Raw genomic sequence first — 21,794 nt, 5'->3', positions numbered from 1 at the left:
GCCGTTCAAGGGCCGAGCTTTTTATAGCGATCGAAACGCCGAGATCGCACGGCGAATGAAAGCCAGGGAAAGCGTAGCGACCATCGCTGAGGCGCTTTGCATTGGCGGAGGCTGGGCATCGCAACTATGCCGCCGCGTCGCCAACCGGCAGAATATACTGTGGGGGTCTGATCTACTCAAAGCGAAACGCTCTGAGCGGGACCGCGAGGTTGCACGTCGCCTCGTCAACGGCGAACGGCCAGAGGAAATTGCCGAGGCCCTTCAACTGTCCAATTACGTCGCCAAGGAGCGATGTGCGAAGATCGGCAAGGCAATTATTGCCTACGGCGAGGGCTCGCCGCAGGATTCACGCTTCGCGCGGCCCAGTGGAGACCCGATCGAGGCAGAAGAGGTGCGGCGCAGGCTGGCGGCTGGTGAAACGCACCGTCAAATCGGGGAGGCGATGGGCAGAACATCGGCTTGGGTAAGCTATGTCCGCGCCCGCTTGGGCTTGAAAGTGCGGAATTACTTGCATGTCTCGGATAGCGAACACGACGAGATAATTAGCCGCGTGAGAGCCGGAGAACGCATTGCCGACGTTGCGCATGCCCTGGGCATCAGCACGACTGCCGTTCTCGACCATTCGGCTTCGGTACGACCGGCAAGGTCGCGTGGAGTTCGGTCGTCGGCGAAACTTAAACCCTCGGGGATGGCGGTACCGAGAAAGGCCGCGCGACCGATCACTAAACGCCATCTGCTGCGAATCGAGGAAGGTTTGCGATCCGGCATCTCGATGCGCCAACTTGCCAAGCAGTTGGGCTTCAATCACACCACCATTCAGCGCGCCAGCTTGGGCATTCGCCAAGGCCTCACGGAAAGCGGGGTGACATGCGGGTGCGGAAAGCCAATCGGTCATCCTCGCCTATGCGCTGTAATCGCAAAATCCAGTAGGACCGCCCGAAAAGGGGAGATCACCGACCGTCACCGTCGCCAGATGGAAGATCGGTTCCTCGCCGGGCATTCCGCGCACGAGATCGGCAAAGCTATGGGCTTTGCCCATGGGAATGTTCTTATTGCGACAAAAGCCTACAGGCAGGAGATGTTCGAACTGGGGGTGACCTGCGGCTGCGGCAAGATGCTAGGGCATCAATACTGCTGCAAATTCACTCTGAAGCGCCGGAAGACATGGCGGGGCGGCGGGCTCACGGCGATCGGCAAGCGCCGGGTCCGGCTCTCCCTCCTAGAGGGCAATCACCTCCCCGACATCGTGCGCGACCTCGATGTCGCCGAGCTATCAGTCCTTCAGATGCGCAAGGCACTGACGCCAGACGAGCGTGCCCAGCGCAAGGAGGCGATGCGCGACAGGGAGGCAAAACCCGCCAACGTGGTCCGGACGTATGAGGTTGCGGAGGACGAATATAGCGCGCTGATCGACATTGTGACGCCGTATCTGCGTGATCACGCTGACCGCTACGCCAAACGCCTTGCGACGCGCTCGAAGGACGATCTCCTGCATGATGGCATTCTGACGCTCTGGCGCGCCCGGCACACCTTCAAGCGAGACTTTGACGAACGGCCAATCGAGGAACGCTTTCGAGTATGGGCAAACCGAATCCTCTACGTGGTGTTCGTCAAAGCCTACTGGGCTGACGGCGGCGGCCGGATGCGGCAGGCTCCCGACTACAGCCGCTCCGGTTCAGCGAATGAGAAGTGGGACTTCCTCACAGACACGATCATCGACGACACCACCGAGGCGATGCTCGACGAATTGGACCTGGGCAGCCACGAAAGCTAGGAGCTGGGCCGGGCCAGCGCCCGGCTCAAGCCCTAATTGCGCTTCATGATATCAAGGGTCTTCACGCACTGATGCTTCACAAGCAGCGAGTACCGATATGCGACCAAATTGGCGACTGTCGCACTCGGGTCGAGCGAGCGCACTTGCTCAACAAACAAATTCATCGCGGCGTCGCGGGCCTCGTCGCTCGGCAAGTCCTCGGGGCAGATGAAAGTGCGATCGATTTGATCCAGCTTTTGCTGGACCGGCAAAAAATTGCTGGCAGCGGCGGTGAGAGCAAGGATGGCCATCATATTCATAGCGCAGCCTTAGGCCTCAAATCTTAACGATCCACCCCGCGCACCGGCCCGTTCGCGGCATGCCGCATAGGCTGGCCCAGGTGGATTTCGGGCGACCAGAAGTCGCCGACGATGAGTTCCGCCCACTCCTCGGCCAGCTCGCGCCGGCGGTCGAGGTAGGATGCGCGGTTGTAGGCGCCCTCGACCTTGTTCCCTTGGACGTGGGCCAGCATCAGGTCGATGATCGCGCGATCCGGCGACGCCCCCGAGTGGCCTGTCGCGCGCCAGCCGCGATCGGCGCGCTCGTTCATGATCGTCGAGAAGGCAGCGCGGAAGCCGTGAGGTACATGCCGGCCGCCATACCCGCCCCGAATCAGCAGCGCGCGTAGCGTGTTCTCGGACATCGGCTTGAAGGGGTTGCGCTCGCTGGGGAAGATCAGCGGGAAACCGCCGGTCACCTGCCGGGCGGCGTCGAGCACGTCCAACGCCTGGCGCGAGAGCGGAACGATGTGATCGCCGTCCTCCTCGGTTTTGCGATCCTCGTCGCCCTTCATTCGGGCAGCGGGGATCACCCAGCGCGGATCAGCGCCGTCGAGGTCGTGCAGTTCGTCCCAGCGTGCGCCGTGCACCTCGTTGGGCCGCGCCGCCGTCAGGGCGATGAACCGCAGCGCGAACTTGGTCGACGCCCGGCACCGCTCGGCCTCGCAGTCGACCAGCATCTGGCGCACCGCGACGATCTGGTCCTCGACCGTGCGCTTGCCGTCGATGATCGAGGGCTGCTTTCGCGCCTTGGGCCGGTCCTTCAGGTTGGCGCGCAGGCCGGCCGCCGGGTTCGCCTCGCACAGCCCGACGCCGATGCCGTATGCGAACACGCCTTCGCACCGCTGGCGCAGGCGCTGGGCAGTCTCTATCGCGCCACGCTTCTCCACCTTCTGCAGGACGTCGAGCAGTTTGGGCGCCTTGATGGCCGTGATCGGCAGATTGCCGATCTCAGGGTAGATGTCGCGCTCAAGGCTCATCAGAACATCGGCGCTATGGACAGAAGACCAGGGCGCGTGGCTGACGGTCCAGTGGCGAGCGGTTCGGTGCGAGAACTTGCCGTCCCGCTCCTCGCGATAGGCGTTGAGCTTCTCCAGCGACCAACCGCTGCTGAGTTCGAACCAGCGCTCGGCAACAGTCCGGAACGTGTTCTCGGCTTCCATCGCGCGGGCCTTGGCCGCGACGACCTTCTCGACGGCCGGGTCTCGCCCTTCGCCCAGCATGGCCTTCGCTTCGTCGCGTTTGGCGCGGGCCTGCACCAGCGTCATCGCTGGGTAGGTTCCGAAGGTCTGGGTCTTTTGCTGGGGCTTGCCGGCGGGGTTCCGGCCGAAGGTATAGTTCATGCGCCAGGATCGAACGCCGGTCGTGCTGACGTTCAGATAGAGCGATCCCGAATCCGCGATCTTGTAGGCTTTGTCGCGCGGCTTGGCCGCTTTCACCTTAGCGTCGTTGAGCATGAACCCGATACCATGGATCGACAGGCCCGATACCATGTCGAATACCATGGCGACGAGTGCACGCCTATGCACAACCCGGCACCATGACCCCTTGGGTATGGCTCAAAAAGCGCTGATTTTCAAGGGTTCTGGCACGCCTGTGCCCGTATGGTCATGCGATCTTGGCGGAGAGGGTGGGATTCGAACCCACGGTACGGTTTCCCGTACACTGCATTTCGAGTGCAGCGCATTCGACCACTCTGCCACCTCTCCGCTAGAGATCGTGCTACAGTGGGGAAGCCCCACCGGGTCAAGCGAAGTGCGCCGCTAGCCCACTTGATCGAGCTTGCCAAGCCCCGAATTTCACTTTTTCGGGAATGAGTGGTTCATCCTCCATTTCACCCGCTTGTTTCACCCCGCTGCAAAACCTATATCGAGTGCATGAACAGGGCGTCCTTCTATTCCCCTCAGGCCGGACGCGTCATCGACGCACCACGGCAGACACGGGCGCGATTCGCGATCGGCGACGTGGTTCGCCACAAGCTGCATGACTTTCGCGGCGTCGTTTTCGACATCGATCCCGTATTCGCCAACAGCGATGAATGGTACGAGTCGATCCCTCTTGAGGTGCGGCCGGTCCGCGACCAGCCCTTCTACCACCTCCTCGCCGAAAACGAGGAATCAAGCTACGTTGCCTACGTCAGCCAGCAGAACCTGACCGAAGATGCCGAAGGCGGGCCGGTAGACCACCCTTCGCTTTCGCAGATGTTCGAGGATTATAACGACGGGCATTACGCGCTGCGACACGGCCTCGCGCACTGATACGGTGTTCTCCGGCAGCGCGCGCCAGCCGGAATCGTCCGATCCTATAGCGGCGGCGCAGTCTGCAGGCCGATGCCTTCGCCTGTGGGCCTTGGCGCTCGCAGCAGGCTCGAAACCTCCCCGGCCGGCACCGGACGCGAGAGCAGGTAGCCCTGCACTTCGTGACAACCGACCCTTTTCAGGAACGCATACTGCTCCTGCGCCTCGACGCCCTCGGCGGTCAGGCGCAGGCCGTTGGCACGGGCCAGGCTGACGATCGCCTCCACCAGCGCCGCCCCAGGCACAGTGGCGACGGCGTTGACGAAGGAGCGGTCGATCTTGATCCGGTCCACCGCGAAGTCGCGGATGTGGCTGAGAGAGGAATAGCCCGTGCCGAAGTCATCCAGCGCGCAGGCGACGCCAAGGCGGCGCAGGTCCGACAACGAGCGGGCCACATCACCCGAGGCCGCCATCAGCGCGGTCTCGGTCATTTCCAGTTCCAGCCGTTCGGGGGAGATGCCGCTTTCGGCCAGCACCTGGCTTACTGTCTCGACGAACTTGCGGCTGCGCAGCTGAATCGGCGAGACATTGACCGCGATGCGAAGCCCCGGCCAGGCCCGCGCGTCCCGGATCGCCCGGCGCAGCACCCATTCTCCGACCACCTCGATGAGGCCGGACTCTTCCGCCGAGCGAATGAAGTCGGCCGGGCCGACGAGGCCTTGCTCAGGGTGCTGCCAGCGCAGCAACGCCTCCACCCCGACCATCCGCCCACCGTCCATCGCATAGATCGGCTGGTAGTGGACCCGCAGCTGCCGGTCGCAATCGACAAGGGCGAGGCGCAGTTCGCGGTAGCTCTCCTCGCGCGAGCGCACGTCCACATCCATGACGGGGGTGAAGAACAGGAAGCGGCTGCGCCCCTCGTTCTTCGCTTTGTACAGGGCGATGTCGGCCTTGCGAATCAGCTCGGTGCGGTCGACGCCGTGTTCCGGGGCAAGGGCGACGCCGACACTTGCGCCAATGAAGGCCTGCGAGCCCGACAGGTCGAACGGGCGCTCCAACGCGGCGACAACGCGCGCGCAGATGCGTTCGACCGCCTGCCGGTCCTCGGGCTCGCTGATCAGGATCGCGAATTCGTCGCCGCCCAGCCGGGCGACAAGGTCGTAGCCGCGCACTTCCGCGACGAGCCGCCGGGCGACCTGCCGGATCAGCGCGTCACCGGCGGGGTGGCCCAGCGTGTCGTTGACCTGTTTGAAGCGGTCGAGATCGATATAGAGCAGCGCCAGCAGCGATTTGTGCCTACGCGAGCGCGACAGTGCCTCGTCCAGGCGCTGCTCGAACATGGCGCGGTTACCCAGTCCGGTGAGTTCGTCATGCATGGCCCGGTGCTGGGCATGAAGGCGGCTTTCCTCAAGGTCGATGGTCCGCCTGGCAAGGCGGCTGGCGAGGACGTAGATCACCACGGTCGACAGCAGCAGCACCAGCAGCAGCATCGGCCCCAGCGCCGCCGTTACCTGACTTCCCGGCGCGAAGGGCTTCCAAACGAGGTAGCCGATCGTGCCCCCCTGCCGGTTGTGCAGCGCCGCCGAGCGAGTGCTGGTATCGCTGTCCGGCGCGATGGCATAGTGCGCATCGTTCAGCCCGTACTGCCTGCCGACCCGAGTGAATACGCTATCGTCGAGGTAAAGCACGGCGATGTGCACCGCCTCGGTGCCGGGCGCCTGCGGCAGATCCCCGCTATCACTGACGATGGGCTTGAGACTGATGATCGAAGGCCGGCCCCGCACAACGGCGAAATCCCCCTGCCCGGCCGAGAGCATGGCGGAGCGGGCATTATTGCGCTTCTGGACGGTACGCGTGGCGCGTAGCCTGACTACCAGCGGATCGGCCACGCCCTCGACCGCGATATAGCTTTCGGGTCTCGTGCGCTTGCCTTCACGCATCGCGTAGATCGGGCGATTGTGCGGATCGAGGATATAAACCTCGTCGATGCCGGCATAGCCCTGGAACCAGGTGCCCAGATTGAGATCCATCCAGCCCATGTCGAGCGGGACCTTGCGCACCTGGCGCACCGCCTCGTCCCATACGGTGGAGGATTCCTGGGCATGGGCGACCCGCTCCACCCCTTGCGACAGCACCAGCGACACCACGGCGCGGTCGCGCTCACGGGCGATGCGGTCCACCTCGCGGCCGGACCAGTAGAGCAGGCCTAGGATCAGTACGCCGATGCAAAGCGCCGCCACGACGATCGGCGCGGTGAAACGCACGACAGTCTTATTACGGTTTTCGCTTGAGACCTTGCTTGACGGCACACCCCTTGGCCTGCACCAGAGCGAATAAATTTCCGTTAACGACGCGTATATACTCGGGTTTTTTCACTTAGGCGGATTACTTAACCCTTTAACTTCCAACCTGACCGCAGCACCAGAAATACCACGCCAGCAAGGGCCGCGTCGAGCACGCCGAGCCCCAGCGCGCTGTGAAGCACCGCCATGTTGGTATCGCCAATGTCGCTCTGGCCGAGGAAGCCGAAGCGGAAGCCCGAAATTACATAGAAAAACGGGTTGGCACGGCTGATCGCCTGAAAAGCCGGGGCCAGGTTGTCGATCACGTAGAATGTGCCCGACAATAGCGAGAGCGGGGCGATGACGAAATTGGTCACGGCGGCGTTGTGATCGAACTTTTCCGCCCAGATCGACGAGAGGAAGCCCAGCAACGCCAGGAACACCGATCCACACAGGCCGAACCAAAGGACCGCCCAGGGGTGCGCCATGGACAGGTCAACGCCCGGCCACAGCAGCATCGCGCCGGTCAGCGCCAGCCCCACCAGCACCGCGCGGGTGACGGCGGCGGCAACGATCGCCAGCATCAGCTCGCCCTCTGTGAGCGGCGGCATCAGGAAGTCGATGATCGTGCCCTGGATCTTGCCGGCGAGGAACGAGAAGCTGGAATTGGCGAAGGCGTTCTGCATCATGCCCATGACGATCAGGCCCGGCGCCACGAACGTCGCGAAATTCACGCCCAGCACTTCGCGCCCGCCGCGACCCAATGCGACCGTGAAGATCACCAGAAACAGCATCGTGGTGATCGCCGGTGCCCAGATCGTCTGGGTCTGGACCTTGAAGAAGCGGCGAACCTCCTTCATATAGAGCGTCTTGAGCCCAACCCAGTTCACCTGGTGGATCACGGGCTCTCCCTTTGCCGGAAACCGGCCAGGAAGCGATAGGGCCGGATTGCCACGGGGATCAAGAATCCCGGCGGTATCCGGCAGCTCAGTCGAATGTGGTTGATCGGCCATGGACCGGCGACTATCGGCTGATCGCTTCCGAGGCAAGCGGCGCCTAGGTATCTGGACCGATTCCCGGGAGCAATCCTTGAGAACGGTCCTCTTGAATGATGGAACTGGAATGAGCTGGACGGACGAGCGGATCGAGAAGCTGACCAAGATGTGGGAAGGCGGCGCAACCGCCAGCCAGATCGCGGAAGAACTCGGCGGTGTCAGCCGCAACGCGGTGATCGGCAAGGCCCATCGCCTCGACCTGAAGGCGCGTCCTTCCCCCGTGAAGGCGAATGACAAGCCTGCCGCGCCGCGTCCGGCCGCACCCAAGAAGGTCAAGCCGGTCGAAGCCGCGCCGACGCCGCCCCGTGCTGCGGAGCCGCAGGCAGAAACTCCCGCCGCGCCCTCTTTCCAGCGTGCCGCACCGCCTGCCCCTCCCGAGTCGCCCGCACCGCGCGCCGCTGAGCCCGCCGCCGCGCCTGCTGCCGGCGATGCCCCTGCGCCGGTTTCGGACCGTCCTCGCGTCGTCTCCGTCGGCCCCGGTGGCTTCCTGCGCCAGGGTCCCGGCGATCAGCAGCAGCCGATCCCGCCCGCCCCGCCGCGCCGCCTGATCCCGGCCAAGCCCAGCGCCGAGATCGCCGGCAAGACTAGCCTGCTCGACCTCAACGACCGCGTCTGCCGCTGGCCGATGGGCCACCCGGGCGAGCCCGACTTCCATTTCTGCGGCGATAAGGTGAACCCCGGTTTCCCGTACTGCGTCGATCACTGCGGCCGTGCCTACCAGGCGCAGCTCCCGCGCGGTGCCCGCCGTGCGCCCCCGCCGCTGCCCTTCGGCGGTCCGCGGGTCCGCTAAGATCGTGAGCGGGCGCAGGTCGATGCTCGCGGTGCTTTGCGCACCGCTGGTACTTTCGCTCTCGCCCGCAGCGGCGCAGGATGCTGTGGCTCCTGCCGCACCGACAGCTGCTCCGGCGCCGGTGCCGACCGAATATGTCTATGTCGCGCTGACGATGCCGCAAGGCGTCGTCACGCTCGCCCTGGACAAGACTCACGCCCCGCTGACCACGGCCAATTTCCTCAAGTACGTCGATTCGAAGAAGATGGACGGCGCCGTGTTCTACCGGGCCATGCATTTCGACTACGACCACGAACAGGGCCTGCTGCAGGGCGGCGTACGTGACGCCGCGAAGCTGCTGCCGCCGGTCGCGCATGAGCCGACCAGCAAGACCGGCATCAAACATGTCGCCGGCACCGTCTCCATGGCTCGCTTCGCCCCCGGCAGCGCGACCGCCGACTTCCTGATCCTGCTCACCGATATGACCTCGCTCAACGCCGACGAAGGCAATCAGGGCAAGGACCCCGGCGCCGGCTTCGCCGCGTTCGGCCATGTCGTCTCGGGCATGGACGTCGTCAGGAAGATCTGGAACGCCCCGCTCTCCCCCACCAAGGGCCTGGGCGTGATGAAGGGCCAGATCCTCGAGAACGAGGTGAAGATCGTGACTGCCCGCCGCACCAAGGCGCCTGCGGGCAACTAGACCTCACGGCTATCTCCACTACCGCTGGCCTCGATAGTTGATCGGCGCCGCCCCGCTCTATCGTCATCCCTGCGAAGGCTGGAACCGCTATCGGTTGGACAAGGCGCCCGAAAGGACCGCGCCCGTGCTGATGTGCGTGCGCCATGCGGCCCCAGCTTTCGCCGGAATGGCGATGAAACTTCAAAACCCCGCCTAGGGCGCGTTTCTCACCCAATCCACTCAGCCCAAACGAAAAAAGGGCCGCGCTTTCGCGCGACCCTTTTTTGTTTCCTAGCGGAACCGGACCCTATCAGTCTTCCTTGAGGAAGGCCGGCAGGTGATCCGGGTTGCCGCCTTCGCTGCCGCCGCGCGGACCGCGATCGCCGCCACCGCGGGGACCACGATCACCGCCGCCGCGAGGGCCGCGATCACCGCCGCCATCACGGCGCGGACCACGACGGTCACCGCCGCGATCGCCGCCACCGCTGCGCGGACCACGATCGCCGCCTTCACGCGGTTCGCGGGCCGGACGGGTGTCTTCCAGCTCGGCGCCGGTTTCCTGGTCGACGACGCGCATCGACAGGCGAACCTTGCCGCGCGGGTCGATCTCGAGGACCTTGACGTAAACCGCCTGGCCTTCCTTCACGACGTCGGTCGGCTTCTCAACGCGCTCGTTCTTCATTTCGGACACGTGGACGAGACCGTCCTTGCCGCCCATGAAGTTCACGAAAGCGCCGAAGTCGACGATGTTGACGACCTTGCCTTGGTAGACCTTGCCGACTTCCGCTTCTTCCACGATGCCGAGGATCCACTTCTTGGCGGCCTCGATCTGCGCGGTGTCGGAGGACGAGATCTTGATGATCCCCTCGTCGTCGATGTCGACCTTGGCGCCGGTCTCGGCGACGATCTCGCGGATGACCTTGCCGCCGGTGCCGATGACGTCACGGATCTTCGACTTGTCGATCTGGATCGTCTCGATGCGCGGTGCGTGCGCCGACAGTTCGGTACGCGAGGAACCGAGAGCCTTGGTCATTTCACCCAGGATGTGCGCGCGGCCGGCCTTGGCCTGCTCGAGCGCCTTGCCCATGATCTCGCGCGTGATGCCCGCGATCTTGATGTCCATCTGCATCGTGGTGATGCCGACTTCCGTACCAGCCACCTTGAAGTCCATGTCGCCGAGGTGATCCTCGTCGCCCAGGATGTCCGAGAGGACGGCAAAGTCCTTGCCTTCGAGGATCAGGCCCATGGCGATGCCCGAAACCGGGCGAACCAGCGGCACGCCGGCGTCCATCATCGAGAGCGAACCGCCGCAGACGGTAGCCATCGAGGACGAACCGTTCGACTCGGTGATGTCCGAGAGAACGCGGATCGTGTAGGGGAAGTCTTCCTTGGCGGGCAGCACCGGGTGCAGCGCGCGCCATGCCAGCTTGCCGTGGCCGACTTCGCGGCGACCCGGAGCGCCGAAGCGGCCGACTTCACCGACCGAGTAGGGCGGGAAGTTGTAGTGCAGCATGAACGACGAGTACGACAGGCCTTCGAGGCCGTCGATCATCTGCTCCGATTCCTTGGTGCCAAGGGTGGTGGTGCAGATCGACTGCGTTTCGCCGCGCGTGAACAGCGCCGAACCGTGGGTACGCGGCAGGAAGCCGACGATCGCTTCGATCGGGCGAACCTGGTCGAGCTTGCGGCCGTCGATGCGCTTGCCGTCCTTGAGGATGGCACCGCGAACGATTTCGGCTTCCAGCTTCTTGATGGTCTTGATGGCGACCATCTGCGTCTGCGGGGTCTCGCCCGAGAACGCTTCCTTGGCCTTGGCGCGCGCGGCGTTCAGGGCCTCGGAGCGCTTCGACTTGTCGGTCAGCTTGTAGGCTGCGGTGATGTCCTTGCCGACAGCCTTCTTGAGCTTCGCCTTGATGTCGGCGGTGTTGTCCGACAGATCGACGTCCCAAGGCTCCTTGGCGGCCTTTTCGGCCAGGTCGATGATGAGGTTCACGACCTTCTTGATCTCGTCATGCGCGAACACGACGGCGCCCAGCATGACCTCTTCGGTCAGTTCCTTGGCTTCCGATTCCACCATCATCACGGCGTCGCCGGTGGCGGCAACGACCAGATCGAGGCTGCCATCCTTGAGGGCGACGTCCTGCTTCGGGTTCAGCGTGTAAGCGCCGTCGACGTAGCCGACGCGTGCTGCGCCGATCGGGCCCATGAAGGGAACGCCCGAGATCGTCAGGGCGGCCGAAGCAGCGATCATCGCAACGATGTCGGCTTCGGTTTCGCCGTCAAAGCTCAGAACCTGGGCGATGACGTTGATTTCGTTGTAGAAACCTTCAGGGAACAGCGGGCGGATCGGACGGTCGATCAGGCGGCTGGTCAGCGTTTCCTTTTCGGTCGCGCCGCGCTCACGCTTGAAGAAGCCGCCCGGGATGCGGCCGGCAGCCGAGAACTTTTCCTGGTAGTGAACGGTCAGCGGGAAGAAGTCCTGGCCTTCCTTCACCGACTTGGCGGCGGTCACCGCGCAAAGCACCACAGTCTCGCCGTAGGTGGCGAGAACTGCGCCGTTTGCCTGGCGGGCGATGCGGCCGGTTTCCAGGGTGAGGGTCTTACCGCCCCACTCCATGCTTACGGTCTGTACGTCGAACATTTTCGAATTCCTTGACCCACCGGCCCTATTGCGCGGCGGGGCTTACTGCCGGGGTACCGTCCCGGTCCGGTGCGGGGCTTTTTCGTCGCCCCTGGGTTTCCTCGCCGAATTGCGAAGGACACCCGAATGAAGTTGCGCCGCCCGGATACACGTCCTGGACGACAAATACAAAACGGCCCGCCGAAGCGGGCCGTCACTCGATCTTACTTACGCAGACCCAGCTTCTGGATGAGCGAGTTGTAACGCGCCACATCCTTCTTCTTGAGATAATCCAGCAGCGAGCGGCGCTTGTTGACCATGGCCAGCAGACCGCGACGCGAGTGGTTATCCTTGTGGTGAGCCTTGAAGTGCTCGGTCAGGTTCTTGATGCGCTCCGTGAGGATCGCAACCTGGACTTCCGGGCTGCCCGTGTCGCCAGTGGCGCGGGCGTTGTCCGTGATGATGTCCAGCTTCTTTTCAGCAGTAACCGTCATTTCAATTCACTCCGCGACATCAATGAGATTAAACCCCCTGGAAACGCGGACGTTTCCGTCCGAAAGCTCTACCAGTGCGACAGGGATCATCCCCTCTCGCGCGCAGTACAGCCCATCTTCATGGGGCATTCCGGTTAGAACGCGGCCCTGTCGGACCGCCCTTGCCTGCTCCGGGTCGAGGTCGATGGCCGGGATGTCGTCCAGCCCCGCCTCCAGCGGCAAAAGTATCTGCTCAAGAGGCGCGCCCTTACCCACCTCGTTCAATTTGTCCAGCAAAATCGCCTGAGACGCTTCGAACGGGCCAGCCTGGATGCGACGCAGCATGGTCACCGTGCCGCAGGAACCCAGCGCCAGCGCGATATCGCGCGCCAGACTGCGTATATACGTGCCCTTGGAGACTTTCGCCATGAGAGTAGCGCCCTCCTGTGCATCGAAGGCGTTCAGCCGCAGTTCGTAGATGGTAACGCTGCGCGACTTCAGCTCCACATCCACGCCGGCCCGCGCGAGATCATAGGCGCGCTCGCCATCGACCTTGAGCGCCGAATAGGCAGGCGGCACCTGCTCGATGGGGCCAGTGAAGCGGGCAAGCACGCCTTCCACATCACCTTTCGAGGGCTGGACGTCGCTGGTGGCAATGACCTTGCCTTCGAGATCAAGGGTATCCGTCTGTGTCCCGAAGCGGACGGTAAAAAGATACGCCTTGCTCGCATCCAGCATCCGCCCGGTCAACTTGGTCGCCTCGCCCACCGCGATGGGCAGAACTCCCGAGGCGAGCGGGTCCAGCGTGCCGCCGTGGCCTACCTTGGTCTTCTTGCCATAGCCCGCCTCACGCAGGTTGCGCTTCACGGCGGCCACCGCCTGCGTCGAGCCGAGACCGACGGGCTTGTCGAGAATGATCCATCCGTGCGGCATCAGAAAGCGTCCCTCTGGCTGTCCCTAGGCCACGCCAGACGGCGGGCATGTTCGGCTACGGCGCTGGGCCATAGCACGCACAGGGCATCGAAATTGTCGCGATCCCCGGCATAGAGCGCGCGGGTCGCCTCTTCATAGCCGGGGCGGTCGCCCGCCATGACGGTGAGAAAACGGCAGGCGGCGTCGAGACATTCGCGCTCGCTACGGCCGCTGCGCATCGCCGCTTCGGCCAGCTTGCGCAAGGTGACGGACGCACCGCCGGGCTGCGCAGACAGCCATTCCCAGTGCCGGGGCAGCAAAGTGACCTCGCGCGCCTCGACGCCCAGCGCCGGGCGGCCGCGCGGGCGCGGTGCAGCGGGCTCTGCAAGGTCGAGGTCGACCTGGCGGCCGGTGTCGTCGTCGAAAGCGAGCAGGTCACTGCTGCGGGCAAGCGGGCCAAGATCGCGCAGCGCTGCCGCGAAATCGCCGGGGGATCCTCTCGCGATCACGTCATCCTTGTAGAATACGGTAACGGTCATCGGACGTCCTTTCGGGACGCTGCTATATTTACCCGGATTAAACAGTCAATACACCCGGATGAAAATACCTACCGCCCCAGCGCCTCGCTGAAATGACGCCGACACAGGGCAACATAGCGGTCGTTGCCGCCGATCTCGGTCTGCGCACCTTCGCTGACAGCGCGGCCGGTTTCGTCGACGCGCAGGTTCATCGAGGCCTTGCGGCCGCAGTGGCACACCGCCTTCAGTTCGACGAGGCTGTCAGCAATGCCCAGCAGCACCGCTGCGCCGGGGAACAGCTCTCCCTGAAAATCGGTGCGAAGGCCGTAGCACAGGACGGGAATGCCCACTTTGTCGGCGATGTCGGCGCATTGCCACACCTGCTGCGGCGTGAGGAACTGCGCCTCATCGACGAGCACGCAGGAGAGCGGCTGTGCGGCGTGGGCCGCCCGCACCTGCTCGCACAGGTCGGTGCCGGCGACGAAGCGGTGCGCCCCGGCGTGCAGGCCGATGCGGCTTTCGATCGCATGTCCGGTGCCTAGATCGGCGCTGCGATCGTCGATTGCCGCCGTCCACAGCATTGTGCGCATACCGCGCTCGCGGTAATTGAAATCCGCTTGTAGCAGCGTCGTGGATTTGCCTGCGTTCATGCTGGCGTAGTAGAAGTAGAGCTTGGCCATCGACGCTGGGGATAACACCCCACCGGACACCGCGCACTGTCTTACATGGGCTTCTCCCCGGCTGGATTGCCCCTAACACTCCAGAACCGGGAGGAGTACCGAGAGCATGAAGCGGGAGTGGGCATGAAGAGAATGATCGCGGTGATGGCATGTTTCGCGCTGCCGGCGGCCGTGGCCTTCTATGTGGCGCTGGCGCCGTTCGGCGGCGCGCTGTCCCCTCTCGACGCGGGCGCCGAACGGATCGCCGCCGCGCTGGGGCAGGGCAACGTCATTCCGGCATTGCTGGTGCTGGGCGTGGTGCTGGCGCTGGTCGCCGCGCTTACCCTTCGCGGCCGCGAGCACGTCACGGGAAGCGACGACGAGCCCGGCGCCCCGCCCGTCTGGACGCCCGAGCCGTTGCCCGCCGCCGCCCCGGTAACGGACGGCCTCGCCGAGGCATGGCCAGACGCCCAACCCGAAGCATGGTCCGAAACACGCACCGATGCGCGCATCGCGAATTTGCGCCGCCGCGCCCTGTCCGGCAGCGAAGCCCCTGCCGACCTCGCGCCCCTGCCGGAAGCACCTGCACCGTTCCCGGCTTCCCCGTTCGCCGAACCGGCGGGCGCTTTGCCTGCCCCGGTCATCCTGATACGCAAGCCCCGTGAGCGCGAGCGCGACTGGTTCTCCGACAGCAGCTGGCTTGGCGGCCTGCCCCGCCTTGGCGCCGCGGCCTGGCCGCGCGGAGCCGACGGCGTGCCCCTGCCCTTCATCGCGCAGATCGATCTTGTCGAACTGGCCTTCGCCTGCCCGGACACGCCGCTGCCGCGCACCGGCTCGCTGGCCTTCTTCGTCGGCGCCGGCGCGGTTATCGCAGTGCCCGAGGGCGCGCATGACTTCACCGATCCGCCGCATGACCTGGCGCCAGCTTTCGATGAGGGCGGCTACCCCTTCCCGGCCGAGGCAAGCCGCCTGAGCCGCTGGTTCTTCCCGTTCTGGCCGGTCCAGCTGCTCGCGCTCGACCTTCCCGAAGCCCTGCGCGACTATCACGATCCCTTACGCGAAGCCGCGATCGAACAGGCGATGGCCGTGCAGCTTGATCGCCAAGCCCCGCTTCGCGACCACCCGTTCTACGCCGCCGGCGTCGGCGCCCCGGTTGAGGCGCTGTGGTGGCATTCGGTGAACCACCTCGCCGACCAGCTCCACGAAGCGCTGGCCGCCTGCGCGCGCCCCCTGGCCGCCCACCGTGCCGCCCTCGACCAGAAACGCGCTGTTTTCGAGCAGTTGCGCCGCGATCCGCAGGCCGGGGCTGACGCGCTCGAGCATGCGCAGGAAGCAGCGGATTATCTGGCCGACGAAATGGGCGCTATGGAGGAGCAGTCCGCGGCGCTTCCCGATATGGTCCAGGCGCTGGACCAGTTCGTCGCCGGGCGCGATCCCTGGGCACAGCTTGAGCCGGCGGAACTGGACATCGTCGCCGATATCCTGGCCGAAGTGCACGAACGCTTCGGCGAACTGGTGCGCTATCACGCGCCCGGCTCGCTGGCGCAACTGGCCACGCTTTCGCTGCGAGCCATGGTCTCCGGCCCGCCCGAAACCCTTGCCGCCCTGCCAGAAGACGTTCTGGCCCGCATCAACCGCGACTACCGCCTGCCCCCCGTGGACCAGCACCAGATGTTCGGCCTGCCCGCCAGCCGCCTCGGCGCGCGCGGTCAGCCACGCAGCGACCTCCTGCTGCTGCAACTGGGCTACGACGACATGATGGAATGGTGCTGGAGCGAGGCCGGGCTCTACCAGTTCTGGATCAGCCCCGAGGACGCGGCGGTGGGTAACTGGCGCGCGGCGACACTGACTTTCGAAAGCGACTGAGCCTTCAGCGTCAGTTCTTCAGGCCGGTTCTTCAGACCATTGCCTCGGCCAGAAGGATTTCCGCCAGAGCCTCGGGACGCGTGTTCATGACCTGATGCCCGGCATCGATACGGCTGATGCGGCGGGCATGGAGGCGGTCGGCAAAACGCTCCTGCCATAGCACCGGAAGCGCGGTGTCGCGCAACGCCACGACGTAGTGCGACGGCATGGCCCGCGGGTGCTCGTAACGCCAGTCGCTCCACGCATAGGCGCTCGCCGGCCAGCCGTCCTCCCCCAGCCGACCGAGAAAGGCGGCGGCGCCTGTTTCGTCCATGTCGTTGCAGAACATGGCGGCGTAGCGCTGCGCCATGGTCGCATCGGCGCCCAGCGGATAGCCGACCTCTTCGGGGCTGGAGCCGCGCGGGCCGTGGCCCATCTGCTCCAGTGTAGTCAGGCCCGCCAGCGGCGCCGAGCAGGTGACATAGACCAGTCTGCCGATGAGCCCCGTCGGGGCCAGTTCCACCATGTGCGGTATGGTCATCCCGGCCTGCGAATGGCCCACGAGCACGACATCGGAAAATCCGGCGGCGGCGATGTCGGAGATCAGTTCGCGGGTGGTATCGGCGAAGGCATAGCCGGACGTATCCACTCCGCGCTTCGCACCGCAGCCGGGCGCGTCTAGCGCCAGACACTGTGCGGCGCCGCCGGACTGACGAGCGATCGCCGCGATAGTCTCATCCCAGACCCAGCCGCCCTGCCCGCCGCCATGAAGGAACACCAACTGGCGCATATCCGAACTCCCTGCCTCTTTGCGCAGCAGAGTAGCGGGTCATGGCGGCGCAGGAAGCCCGGCCGCCCTGCTGATCGTCCCGGCGGTGTGCTGGATCAATCGTCCTTGGGCTCGGACTCCGGGTCGGCTTCAGGCTCTGCGGCGAGGTCGCGCTTCACGCGCGGGTCGCTCAGCAGTGCATCGATGCGGCTCGCCTCGTCGAAGGTCTCGTCGGCGCGGAACTGGATCTTGGCGGCGAACTTGAGCTTGAGCCGCTGGGCGACCTCGCGCTGGAAGTAGGCCGTGTTCGTCCGCAGGGCCTTGAGCACGACTTCCTCGTCCTCGCCCAGCAGGGGTTTCACGAAGACGGCCGCATGGCGAAGATCGGGCGTCATGCGCACTTCCGTGACCGAGACGGTATGCGTGCTCAGCGTCACGTCGTGGACCTGCTGGCGCGTCAGAATCTCGGAAATTACGTGGCGCACCTGTTCGCCCACCTTGAGGAGGCGGACGGAGTGCTGTTCGGGTGTGCTCTGATTACGTGCCATATTCCTGCGTCCATGTGCGTCGGTTGCTACAATTTGCAACAATTGATTACGGCTCATTCCCGCCCCTTTGGCGTTATCTGGAATGGAACGACCCGTCAAAGGAGTGCTTAATGAAGAAGTTTACCGCCGCCCTGATCGCAGCCGCCATGGTTGTCCCCACCCTTGCCGCAGCGCCGGCGATAGCTCAGCCCATGCGCCATGACGACAAGCGCTCCAGCAAGACGGTCGTGACCAAGAAGGTCACCTACAAGACCTTCCGCAAGGGCGAGAAGTTCGACCGCAACCGCGCCCGCAACTACCAGCAGGTCGACTATCGCAAATATCGCAACGTGAAGGCCCCGCCGCGCGGCTATCACTATGTGCGTTCGGGCAATGACCTCCTGCTCGTCGGCATTACCAGCGGGATCATCTCGGCCGTCACGACCGGGATGTTCCGCTAATACCAAAGCGCCTGATCCTGATGCCGTGGCCCCGGGCGCGGCAGGACAGGCAATGGAAGGCGGTCGCTCTGCCGAGCGGCCGCCTTCCTTTTACATCTTCGCGAGAATACGCGCCAGCGACCGCACGTTGCGCGCGGTGGCCCGGCAGCCCAGCCGCCGTTCGATGAAGGCTCCGGTGAGCTTGGACGATCCGGCCCCGTCGACAAAATCGACATAAAGCGAGCGCGGCCCCATCGCGATCTTCTCCGGCCCACGCGTCGCATGGTCGGCCACAAGCTTGTCGAAAGCCGCCTGCTCGGCCTGCCGTTCAAGGAACAGGGTATGGACGTAGTGGTCCTGCCCGATGCCGGTGAAGGGATTCTCGTCGACTGCGGCACGAACCTCGTCCCGGTTGCGCACCGCCGCGAAGGTTTCCAGGTCGAAGCGGTCGCGCATCATGTGGGCGAACAGGTCCTCCAGACCATCGGTCGGCCGCTCGTCAAAATCGAACAGGACGTTACCGCTGGCCACCACGGTTTCGACATTCTCGAATTCCTCGCGCTCAAAGGCATAGCGCAGGTCGGCCATCGTCAGGCGGTTGCCGCCGACATTGATCGAAGCGAAGAAGGCGCAATAGCGGGTCATCTGAAGTTCCGGTAAATGGTGGCCACGGATTAAATTTGTTACACCACCGCGCCCGGGCGGCGGCAAGGCACGATGTGGTCCGAACGGCCCGTGTTGGAAAATGCGCCGAGCGGCCGCATCAAAGCGATATTACAGTCGATACTATCACATCACTGCCCAAGCCCGGATGTTCCAGCATGCGGGCCGATCGCGTATCGGAGGCCGAGGTTCCAGCCTCCTCACCGGTCACTTGCGGCCCGGCTCGATGAGCCCGGCCACCCGTGCCGAGTAAATGGCCGGCAAGTTCTCGGAACGAATTAAGCACAAGAACTTATTGATTAATCCGTGTTGGACCAGGTTTGCCTAAATCCGACGCATCTAAGAAAACGGCCACCGCCGGGTTTCCCCGGGCAGTGGCCGCTGTGTTCGCGTCAAACCTGGAAGGCTCAGCCGACGGTGCGCTCGCGCTCCGTGACTTCGAACACTTCGAGCATGTCGCCCGGCTTGATGTCGTTGGTGTCGGCCAGGACCACACCGCACTCCAGACCGCCGCGGACTTCGTCCACATCGTCCTTGAAGCGGCGCAGCGACTGAATGAGCGTCTTCGAGACGATGACATCCTGGCGCGTAAGACGGGCGTTGATGCCCTTGCGGATGTACCCGTCGGTGACGAGCAGACCCGCTGCCTTGTCCTTCTTGCCGGCCGGGAAGACCTGCTTGACCTCGGCGCGGCCAACCACGGTTTCGATCCGCTCGGGGCCCCAGATGCCGGCCATCTGCTTGGCGACTTCCGCCGTCAGCTCATAGATGATGTCGTAGTACATCATCGGCGTCTTGGTCTTCTCGAGCTGCTCGCGCGCCTTGGCGTTCGGGCGGACGTTGAAGCCCACGATCGGCGCACCGCTGGCCGAGGCCAGGGTCACGTCGGATTCGGTGATCGCACCGACGCCCGAGCTGAGGATACGCACCTTGATCTCGTCGTTCGACAGGTTGTTGAGCGCGGCGTTAATAGCCTCGACCGAACCCTGCACGTCGCCCTTGATGACCACCGGATATTCGATGACGCTCTGCTTGGCGGCGAGCGCCGAAAACATCGTTTCGATATTGGCGGGCGCGGTCGCGGTGCGCTTGGCCGTGGCCTGCTCCTGACGGTAGGCCGCGACTTCACGCGCGCGGCTCTCGTTCTCGACCACGGTGAGCATGTCGCCTGCCATCGGCACGCCGCTGAGGCCCAGGACCTCGACCGGCATCGACGGCAGAGCCACCTTCACCTGACGCCCCTTGTCGTCGAGCATGGCGCGGACGCGGCCGCTCTCGGTGCCGACGACGAGAATGTCGCCGACCCGAAGGGTGCCGCGGTTGACCAGCACGCTGGCCAGCGGGCCCTTGCCCTTGTCGAGCTTGGCCTCGATCACGGTGGCTTCCGCCTCGCGGTCGGGGTTGGCCTTGAGTTCCATGACTTCGGCCTGGAGCAGGATCTTCTCGATCAGCTCGTCCAGACCCTTGCCGGTCTTGGCCGAAACCTCGACGTCCTGAACGTCACCCGACATGTCCTCGACCACGATCGAGTGCTCGAGCAGACGCTCACGCACCTTCTGCGGGTTGGCCTCGGGCTTGTCGATCTTGTTGATCGCGACGATCATCGGCACGCCTGCGGCCTTGGTGTGATTGATGGCCTCGACCGTCTGCGGCATGATGCCGTCGTCGGCCGCGACCACCAGCACCACGATGTCCGTGACATTGGCACCGCGCATACGCATCTGCGTGAAGGCGGCGTGGCCCGGGGTGTCCAGGAAGGTGACGAGGTCGCCGCCCTTGGTCTTGATCTGGTAGGCGCCCATGTGCTGGGTGATGCCGCCGGCCTCGCCGCGCACCACGTCGGTGCCGCGCAGGGCGTCCAGAAGGCTGGTCTTGCCGTGATCGACGTGACCCATGATGGTGACCACCGGAGCGCGCGGCTTCAGCGTTTCCTCGGCGTCGACGTCGGTCGTGGTGTCGATGTCGACATCGCTTTCCGAGACGCGCTGGATGTTGTGGCCGAATTCCTCGACCAGCAGCTCCGCCGTGTCATGGTCGATCGTCTGGTTGACGGTGACCATCATGCCCAGCTTGAAGAGCGACTTCACGAGGTCGGCGCCCTTCTCGGCCATACGGTTGGCGAGTTCCTGGACGGTGATCGCATCAGGCACGACCACGTCGCGGACCTGCTTCTCGCGCTGCTGCTGGCGGCCGCCGTAGCTGCCGCGGCGTTCCTTTTCACGGGCACGCTTCAGAGCGGCGAGCGAACGGGCGCGGGCGCCCTCGTCGTCGTTCAGGGCGCGGGTGACGGTGAGCTTGCCGGACTGGCGGCGATCGCCGCCGACGCCCTTGCCGCGCTCGCCAGGCTGGGCCGGACGCGCAGGCGCTGCAGCAGCGCCCTTCTTGGCGTCGGGACGCTTGGCAGCGGTGCCTGCACCGGCGCTCGCCGTAGCAGTCGAACCCGTGGCGGCGGCGGTGAGGCCGGCCGCAGCGGTCGTGGCAGCGGCAGGCTCGGGCTTGCGCGGTTCGGGACGCTGTACCGGCGTGAAACGGCGGGCAACCGGCGTAAACGCGCGCGGCGCGGGCACCGGGGTCGGCTCAGGCGCTGCAGCGACGGGCGCAGGCTCGGCAGCCTTGGCGACGGGCGCCTTGGGTGCGGCCGGCGCAGCAGGCGCTGCTTCGGCGGCGACCGGAGCGGGAGCCGCTTCGGCTGCGGGTACGGCGGCTTCGGCAACAGGTGCCGGAGCGGCCTCTGCGACAGGAGCGGGAGCAGCCGGCTCAGCCGGTGCCTCCACGACCGGGGCCGGGGCGGGAGCAGCCGCAGCGGCGGCAGCTTCCTGCTCGGCGCGGCGCGCGTCTTCGACGCGGCGCTTCTCTTCCTCGATCGCGCGGACGCGGTTTTCCTGGTCGCGGCGGTTGTTCTCTTCCTGAACCGAAAGACGGTCTTCCTCGGCCTCGCGCTGGAGGCGGGCAACGCGCTCCTGCGGGGTCTCGTTGGAAGGCACGGCGCGCTTCACGACCGGCGGCGGAGCCGGGCGCTGCGGTGCAGGCGCCGGAGCGGGCGCAGCGGCCACGGGCTCGGGAGCAGCAGCTTCGACGACGCCGCCTTCACCCGGCTTGCCCAGCACCTTGCGGCGCTTCACCTCGACCACCACCTTGTTGGTGCGGCCGTGGCTGAAGGTCTGCTTGACCTCACCCGCTTCCACCGAGCGCTTAAGCCCAAGCGGCTTGCGGCCCAGGGTCGGTTTGTTGTCGGTCTCGCTCATAATTCTCGTC

The 21,794-nt window shown here is 65.0% G+C and carries 19 protein-coding genes and 1 tRNA gene; 6 read left to right on the top strand and 14 right to left on the bottom strand.

Annotation, left to right across the window (positions count from 1 at the left end):
* On the top strand, window positions 1–1,774 hold a 1,774-nt coding region (locus tag GVL61_RS21020; RefSeq protein WP_159982606.1), incomplete at its 5' end, for a hypothetical protein.
* A gap of 32 nt (window positions 1,775–1,806) precedes the next feature.
* Here GVL61_RS21020 and GVL61_RS21015 read toward each other — a convergent pair.
* The 3 genes from GVL61_RS21015 to GVL61_RS21005 form a co-directional block, all read right to left on the bottom strand.
* A complete protein-coding gene (locus tag GVL61_RS21015; protein WP_159982605.1) occupies window positions 1,807–2,073 on the bottom strand; it encodes a hypothetical protein in 267 nt (88 codons plus the stop codon).
* 23 nt (window positions 2,074–2,096) lie between these two features.
* Window positions 2,097–3,620 (bottom strand): integrase arm-type DNA-binding domain-containing protein, encoded by a 1,524-nt coding sequence (locus GVL61_RS21010; RefSeq protein WP_235037821.1) that lies wholly within the window; start codon window positions 3,618–3,620, stop codon window positions 2,097–2,099.
* 90 nt (window positions 3,621–3,710) lie between these two features.
* A tRNA-Ser gene (locus GVL61_RS21005) sits at window positions 3,711–3,800 on the bottom strand.
* A gap of 168 nt (window positions 3,801–3,968) precedes the next feature.
* Here GVL61_RS21005 and hspQ point away from each other — a divergent pair.
* Window positions 3,969–4,349: a heat shock protein HspQ gene (gene hspQ / locus GVL61_RS21000; protein WP_159982604.1), complete on the top strand. Its 381-nt coding sequence runs from the start codon at window positions 3,969–3,971 to the stop codon at window positions 4,347–4,349.
* Between the two features lie 44 nt (window positions 4,350–4,393).
* Here the strand turns inward: hspQ and GVL61_RS20995 are convergent, their stop codons facing one another.
* Window positions 4,394–6,592, bottom strand: a complete 2,199-nt coding sequence (locus GVL61_RS20995; protein ID WP_159982603.1) for a bifunctional diguanylate cyclase/phosphodiesterase — start codon at window positions 6,590–6,592, stop codon at window positions 4,394–4,396.
* A gap of 125 nt (window positions 6,593–6,717) precedes the next feature.
* Window positions 6,718–7,623, bottom strand: a complete 906-nt coding sequence (locus GVL61_RS20990) for an ABC transporter permease (RefSeq protein WP_159982602.1) — start codon at window positions 7,621–7,623, stop codon at window positions 6,718–6,720.
* Between the two features lie 109 nt (window positions 7,624–7,732).
* On the opposite strand from GVL61_RS20990, the gene GVL61_RS20985 reads away from it, so the two are divergent.
* Window positions 7,733–8,455 carry a GcrA family cell cycle regulator gene (locus tag GVL61_RS20985; protein ID WP_159982601.1) on the top strand — a complete coding sequence of 241 codons (723 nt, stop codon included), beginning with the start codon at window positions 7,733–7,735 and terminating at the stop codon, window positions 8,453–8,455.
* A 22-nt stretch (window positions 8,456–8,477) separates the two neighbouring features.
* Window positions 8,478–9,134, top strand: coding sequence for a peptidylprolyl isomerase (locus GVL61_RS20980; protein ID WP_159982600.1), 657 nt, complete (start codon window positions 8,478–8,480; stop codon window positions 9,132–9,134).
* A gap of 289 nt (window positions 9,135–9,423) precedes the next feature.
* Here GVL61_RS20980 and pnp read toward each other — a convergent pair whose 3' ends face one another.
* The 5 genes from pnp to GVL61_RS20955 form a co-directional block, all read right to left on the bottom strand.
* On the bottom strand, window positions 9,424–11,754 hold the full coding sequence (pnp, locus tag GVL61_RS20975) for a polyribonucleotide nucleotidyltransferase (protein ID WP_159982599.1): 2,331 nt from the start codon (window positions 11,752–11,754) through the stop codon (window positions 9,424–9,426).
* A 203-nt stretch (window positions 11,755–11,957) separates the two neighbouring features.
* Entirely contained in the window at window positions 11,958–12,227 is a 270-nt protein-coding gene (rpsO, locus tag GVL61_RS20970) for a 30S ribosomal protein S15 (protein ID WP_043972013.1), read from the bottom strand.
* Between the two features lie 6 nt (window positions 12,228–12,233).
* Entirely contained in the window at window positions 12,234–13,139 is a 906-nt protein-coding gene (gene truB / locus GVL61_RS20965; protein WP_159982598.1) for a tRNA pseudouridine(55) synthase TruB, read from the bottom strand.
* Window positions 13,139–13,657 (bottom strand): DUF2239 family protein, encoded by a 519-nt coding sequence (locus GVL61_RS20960; RefSeq protein WP_159982597.1) that lies wholly within the window; start codon window positions 13,655–13,657, stop codon window positions 13,139–13,141. Before GVL61_RS20960 ends, truB begins: the two co-directional genes overlap by 1 nt.
* Before the next feature lie 68 nt (window positions 13,658–13,725).
* Complete coding sequence (locus GVL61_RS20955) at window positions 13,726–14,316, bottom strand: thymidine kinase (RefSeq protein ID WP_159982596.1); 591 nt, start codon at window positions 14,314–14,316, stop codon at window positions 13,726–13,728.
* A 123-nt stretch (window positions 14,317–14,439) separates the two neighbouring features.
* On the opposite strand from GVL61_RS20955, the gene GVL61_RS20950 reads away from it, so the two are divergent.
* Complete coding sequence (locus GVL61_RS20950; RefSeq protein WP_159982595.1) at window positions 14,440–16,161, top strand: DUF1963 domain-containing protein; 1,722 nt, start codon at window positions 14,440–14,442, stop codon at window positions 16,159–16,161.
* Between the two features lie 31 nt (window positions 16,162–16,192).
* On the opposite strand, the gene GVL61_RS20945 is transcribed toward GVL61_RS20950, so the two are convergent.
* Both GVL61_RS20945 and rbfA read right to left on the bottom strand, forming a co-directional pair.
* Window positions 16,193–16,930 carry an alpha/beta fold hydrolase gene (locus tag GVL61_RS20945; RefSeq protein ID WP_159982594.1) on the bottom strand — a complete coding sequence of 246 codons (738 nt, stop codon included), beginning with the start codon at window positions 16,928–16,930 and terminating at the stop codon, window positions 16,193–16,195.
* A gap of 95 nt (window positions 16,931–17,025) precedes the next feature.
* On the bottom strand, window positions 17,026–17,457 hold the full coding sequence (gene rbfA, locus GVL61_RS20940; protein WP_159982593.1) for a 30S ribosome-binding factor RbfA: 432 nt from the start codon (window positions 17,455–17,457) through the stop codon (window positions 17,026–17,028).
* 110 nt (window positions 17,458–17,567) lie between these two features.
* On the opposite strand from rbfA, the gene GVL61_RS20935 reads away from it, so the two are divergent.
* Window positions 17,568–17,897: an RcnB family protein gene (locus GVL61_RS20935; RefSeq protein ID WP_159982592.1), complete on the top strand. Its 330-nt coding sequence runs from the start codon at window positions 17,568–17,570 to the stop codon at window positions 17,895–17,897.
* 90 nt (window positions 17,898–17,987) lie between these two features.
* On the opposite strand, the gene GVL61_RS20930 is transcribed toward GVL61_RS20935, so the two are convergent.
* Window positions 17,988–18,521 carry a DUF1697 domain-containing protein gene (locus GVL61_RS20930; RefSeq protein ID WP_159982591.1) on the bottom strand — a complete coding sequence of 178 codons (534 nt, stop codon included), beginning with the start codon at window positions 18,519–18,521 and terminating at the stop codon, window positions 17,988–17,990.
* Between the two features lie 425 nt (window positions 18,522–18,946).
* Window positions 18,947–21,784, bottom strand: a complete 2,838-nt coding sequence (gene infB, locus GVL61_RS20925) for a translation initiation factor IF-2 (protein ID WP_159982590.1) — start codon at window positions 21,782–21,784, stop codon at window positions 18,947–18,949.
* Window positions 21,785–21,794 lie beyond the last annotated feature (10 nt).

It is taken from the genome of Novosphingobium sp. 18050, assembly GCF_902706195.1.
Lineage (GTDB): Bacteria > Pseudomonadota > Alphaproteobacteria > Sphingomonadales > Sphingomonadaceae > Novosphingobium.
Note: the sequence above shows the minus strand (reverse complement) of the source record. Positions and strands in the feature narration are given on the sequence as shown.

Bases quoted from the DNA above. Each gene is read 5' to 3' on its own strand.
- GVL61_RS20985 (WP_159982601.1), top strand. From the start codon at position 7,733: ATGAGCTGGACGGACGAGCGGATCGAGAAGCTGACCAAGATGTGGGAA.
- GVL61_RS20950 (WP_159982595.1), top strand. From the start codon at position 14,440: ATGAAGAGAATGATCGCGGTGATGGCATGTTTCGCGCTGCCGGCGGCC.
- GVL61_RS20935 (WP_159982592.1), top strand. From the start codon at position 17,568: ATGAAGAAGTTTACCGCCGCCCTGATCGCAGCCGCCATGGTTGTCCCC.
- GVL61_RS20930 (WP_159982591.1), bottom strand. From the start codon at position 18,521: ATGACCCGCTATTGCGCCTTCTTCGCTTCGATCAATGTCGGCGGCAAC.
- GVL61_RS20955 (WP_159982596.1), bottom strand. From the start codon at position 14,316: ATGGCCAAGCTCTACTTCTACTACGCCAGCATGAACGCAGGCAAATCC.
- hspQ (WP_159982604.1), top strand. From the start codon at position 3,969: ATGAACAGGGCGTCCTTCTATTCCCCTCAGGCCGGACGCGTCATCGAC.
- infB (WP_159982590.1), bottom strand. From the start codon at position 21,784: ATGAGCGAGACCGACAACAAACCGACCCTGGGCCGCAAGCCGCTTGGG.
- GVL61_RS20980 (WP_159982600.1), top strand. From the start codon at position 8,478: ATGCTCGCGGTGCTTTGCGCACCGCTGGTACTTTCGCTCTCGCCCGCA.
- rbfA (WP_159982593.1), bottom strand. From the start codon at position 17,457: ATGGCACGTAATCAGAGCACACCCGAACAGCACTCCGTCCGCCTCCTC.
- GVL61_RS20945 (WP_159982594.1), bottom strand. From the start codon at position 16,930: ATGCGCCAGTTGGTGTTCCTTCATGGCGGCGGGCAGGGCGGCTGGGTC.
- rpsO (WP_043972013.1), bottom strand. From the start codon at position 12,227: ATGACGGTTACTGCTGAAAAGAAGCTGGACATCATCACGGACAACGCC.
- truB (WP_159982598.1), bottom strand. From the start codon at position 13,139: ATGCCGCACGGATGGATCATTCTCGACAAGCCCGTCGGTCTCGGCTCG.
- pnp (WP_159982599.1), bottom strand. From the start codon at position 11,754: ATGTTCGACGTACAGACCGTAAGCATGGAGTGGGGCGGTAAGACCCTC.
- GVL61_RS21015 (WP_159982605.1), bottom strand. From the start codon at position 2,073: ATGAATATGATGGCCATCCTTGCTCTCACCGCCGCTGCCAGCAATTTT.
- GVL61_RS20960 (WP_159982597.1), bottom strand. From the start codon at position 13,657: ATGACCGTTACCGTATTCTACAAGGATGACGTGATCGCGAGAGGATCC.
- GVL61_RS20990 (WP_159982602.1), bottom strand. From the start codon at position 7,623: ATGGCCGATCAACCACATTCGACTGAGCTGCCGGATACCGCCGGGATT.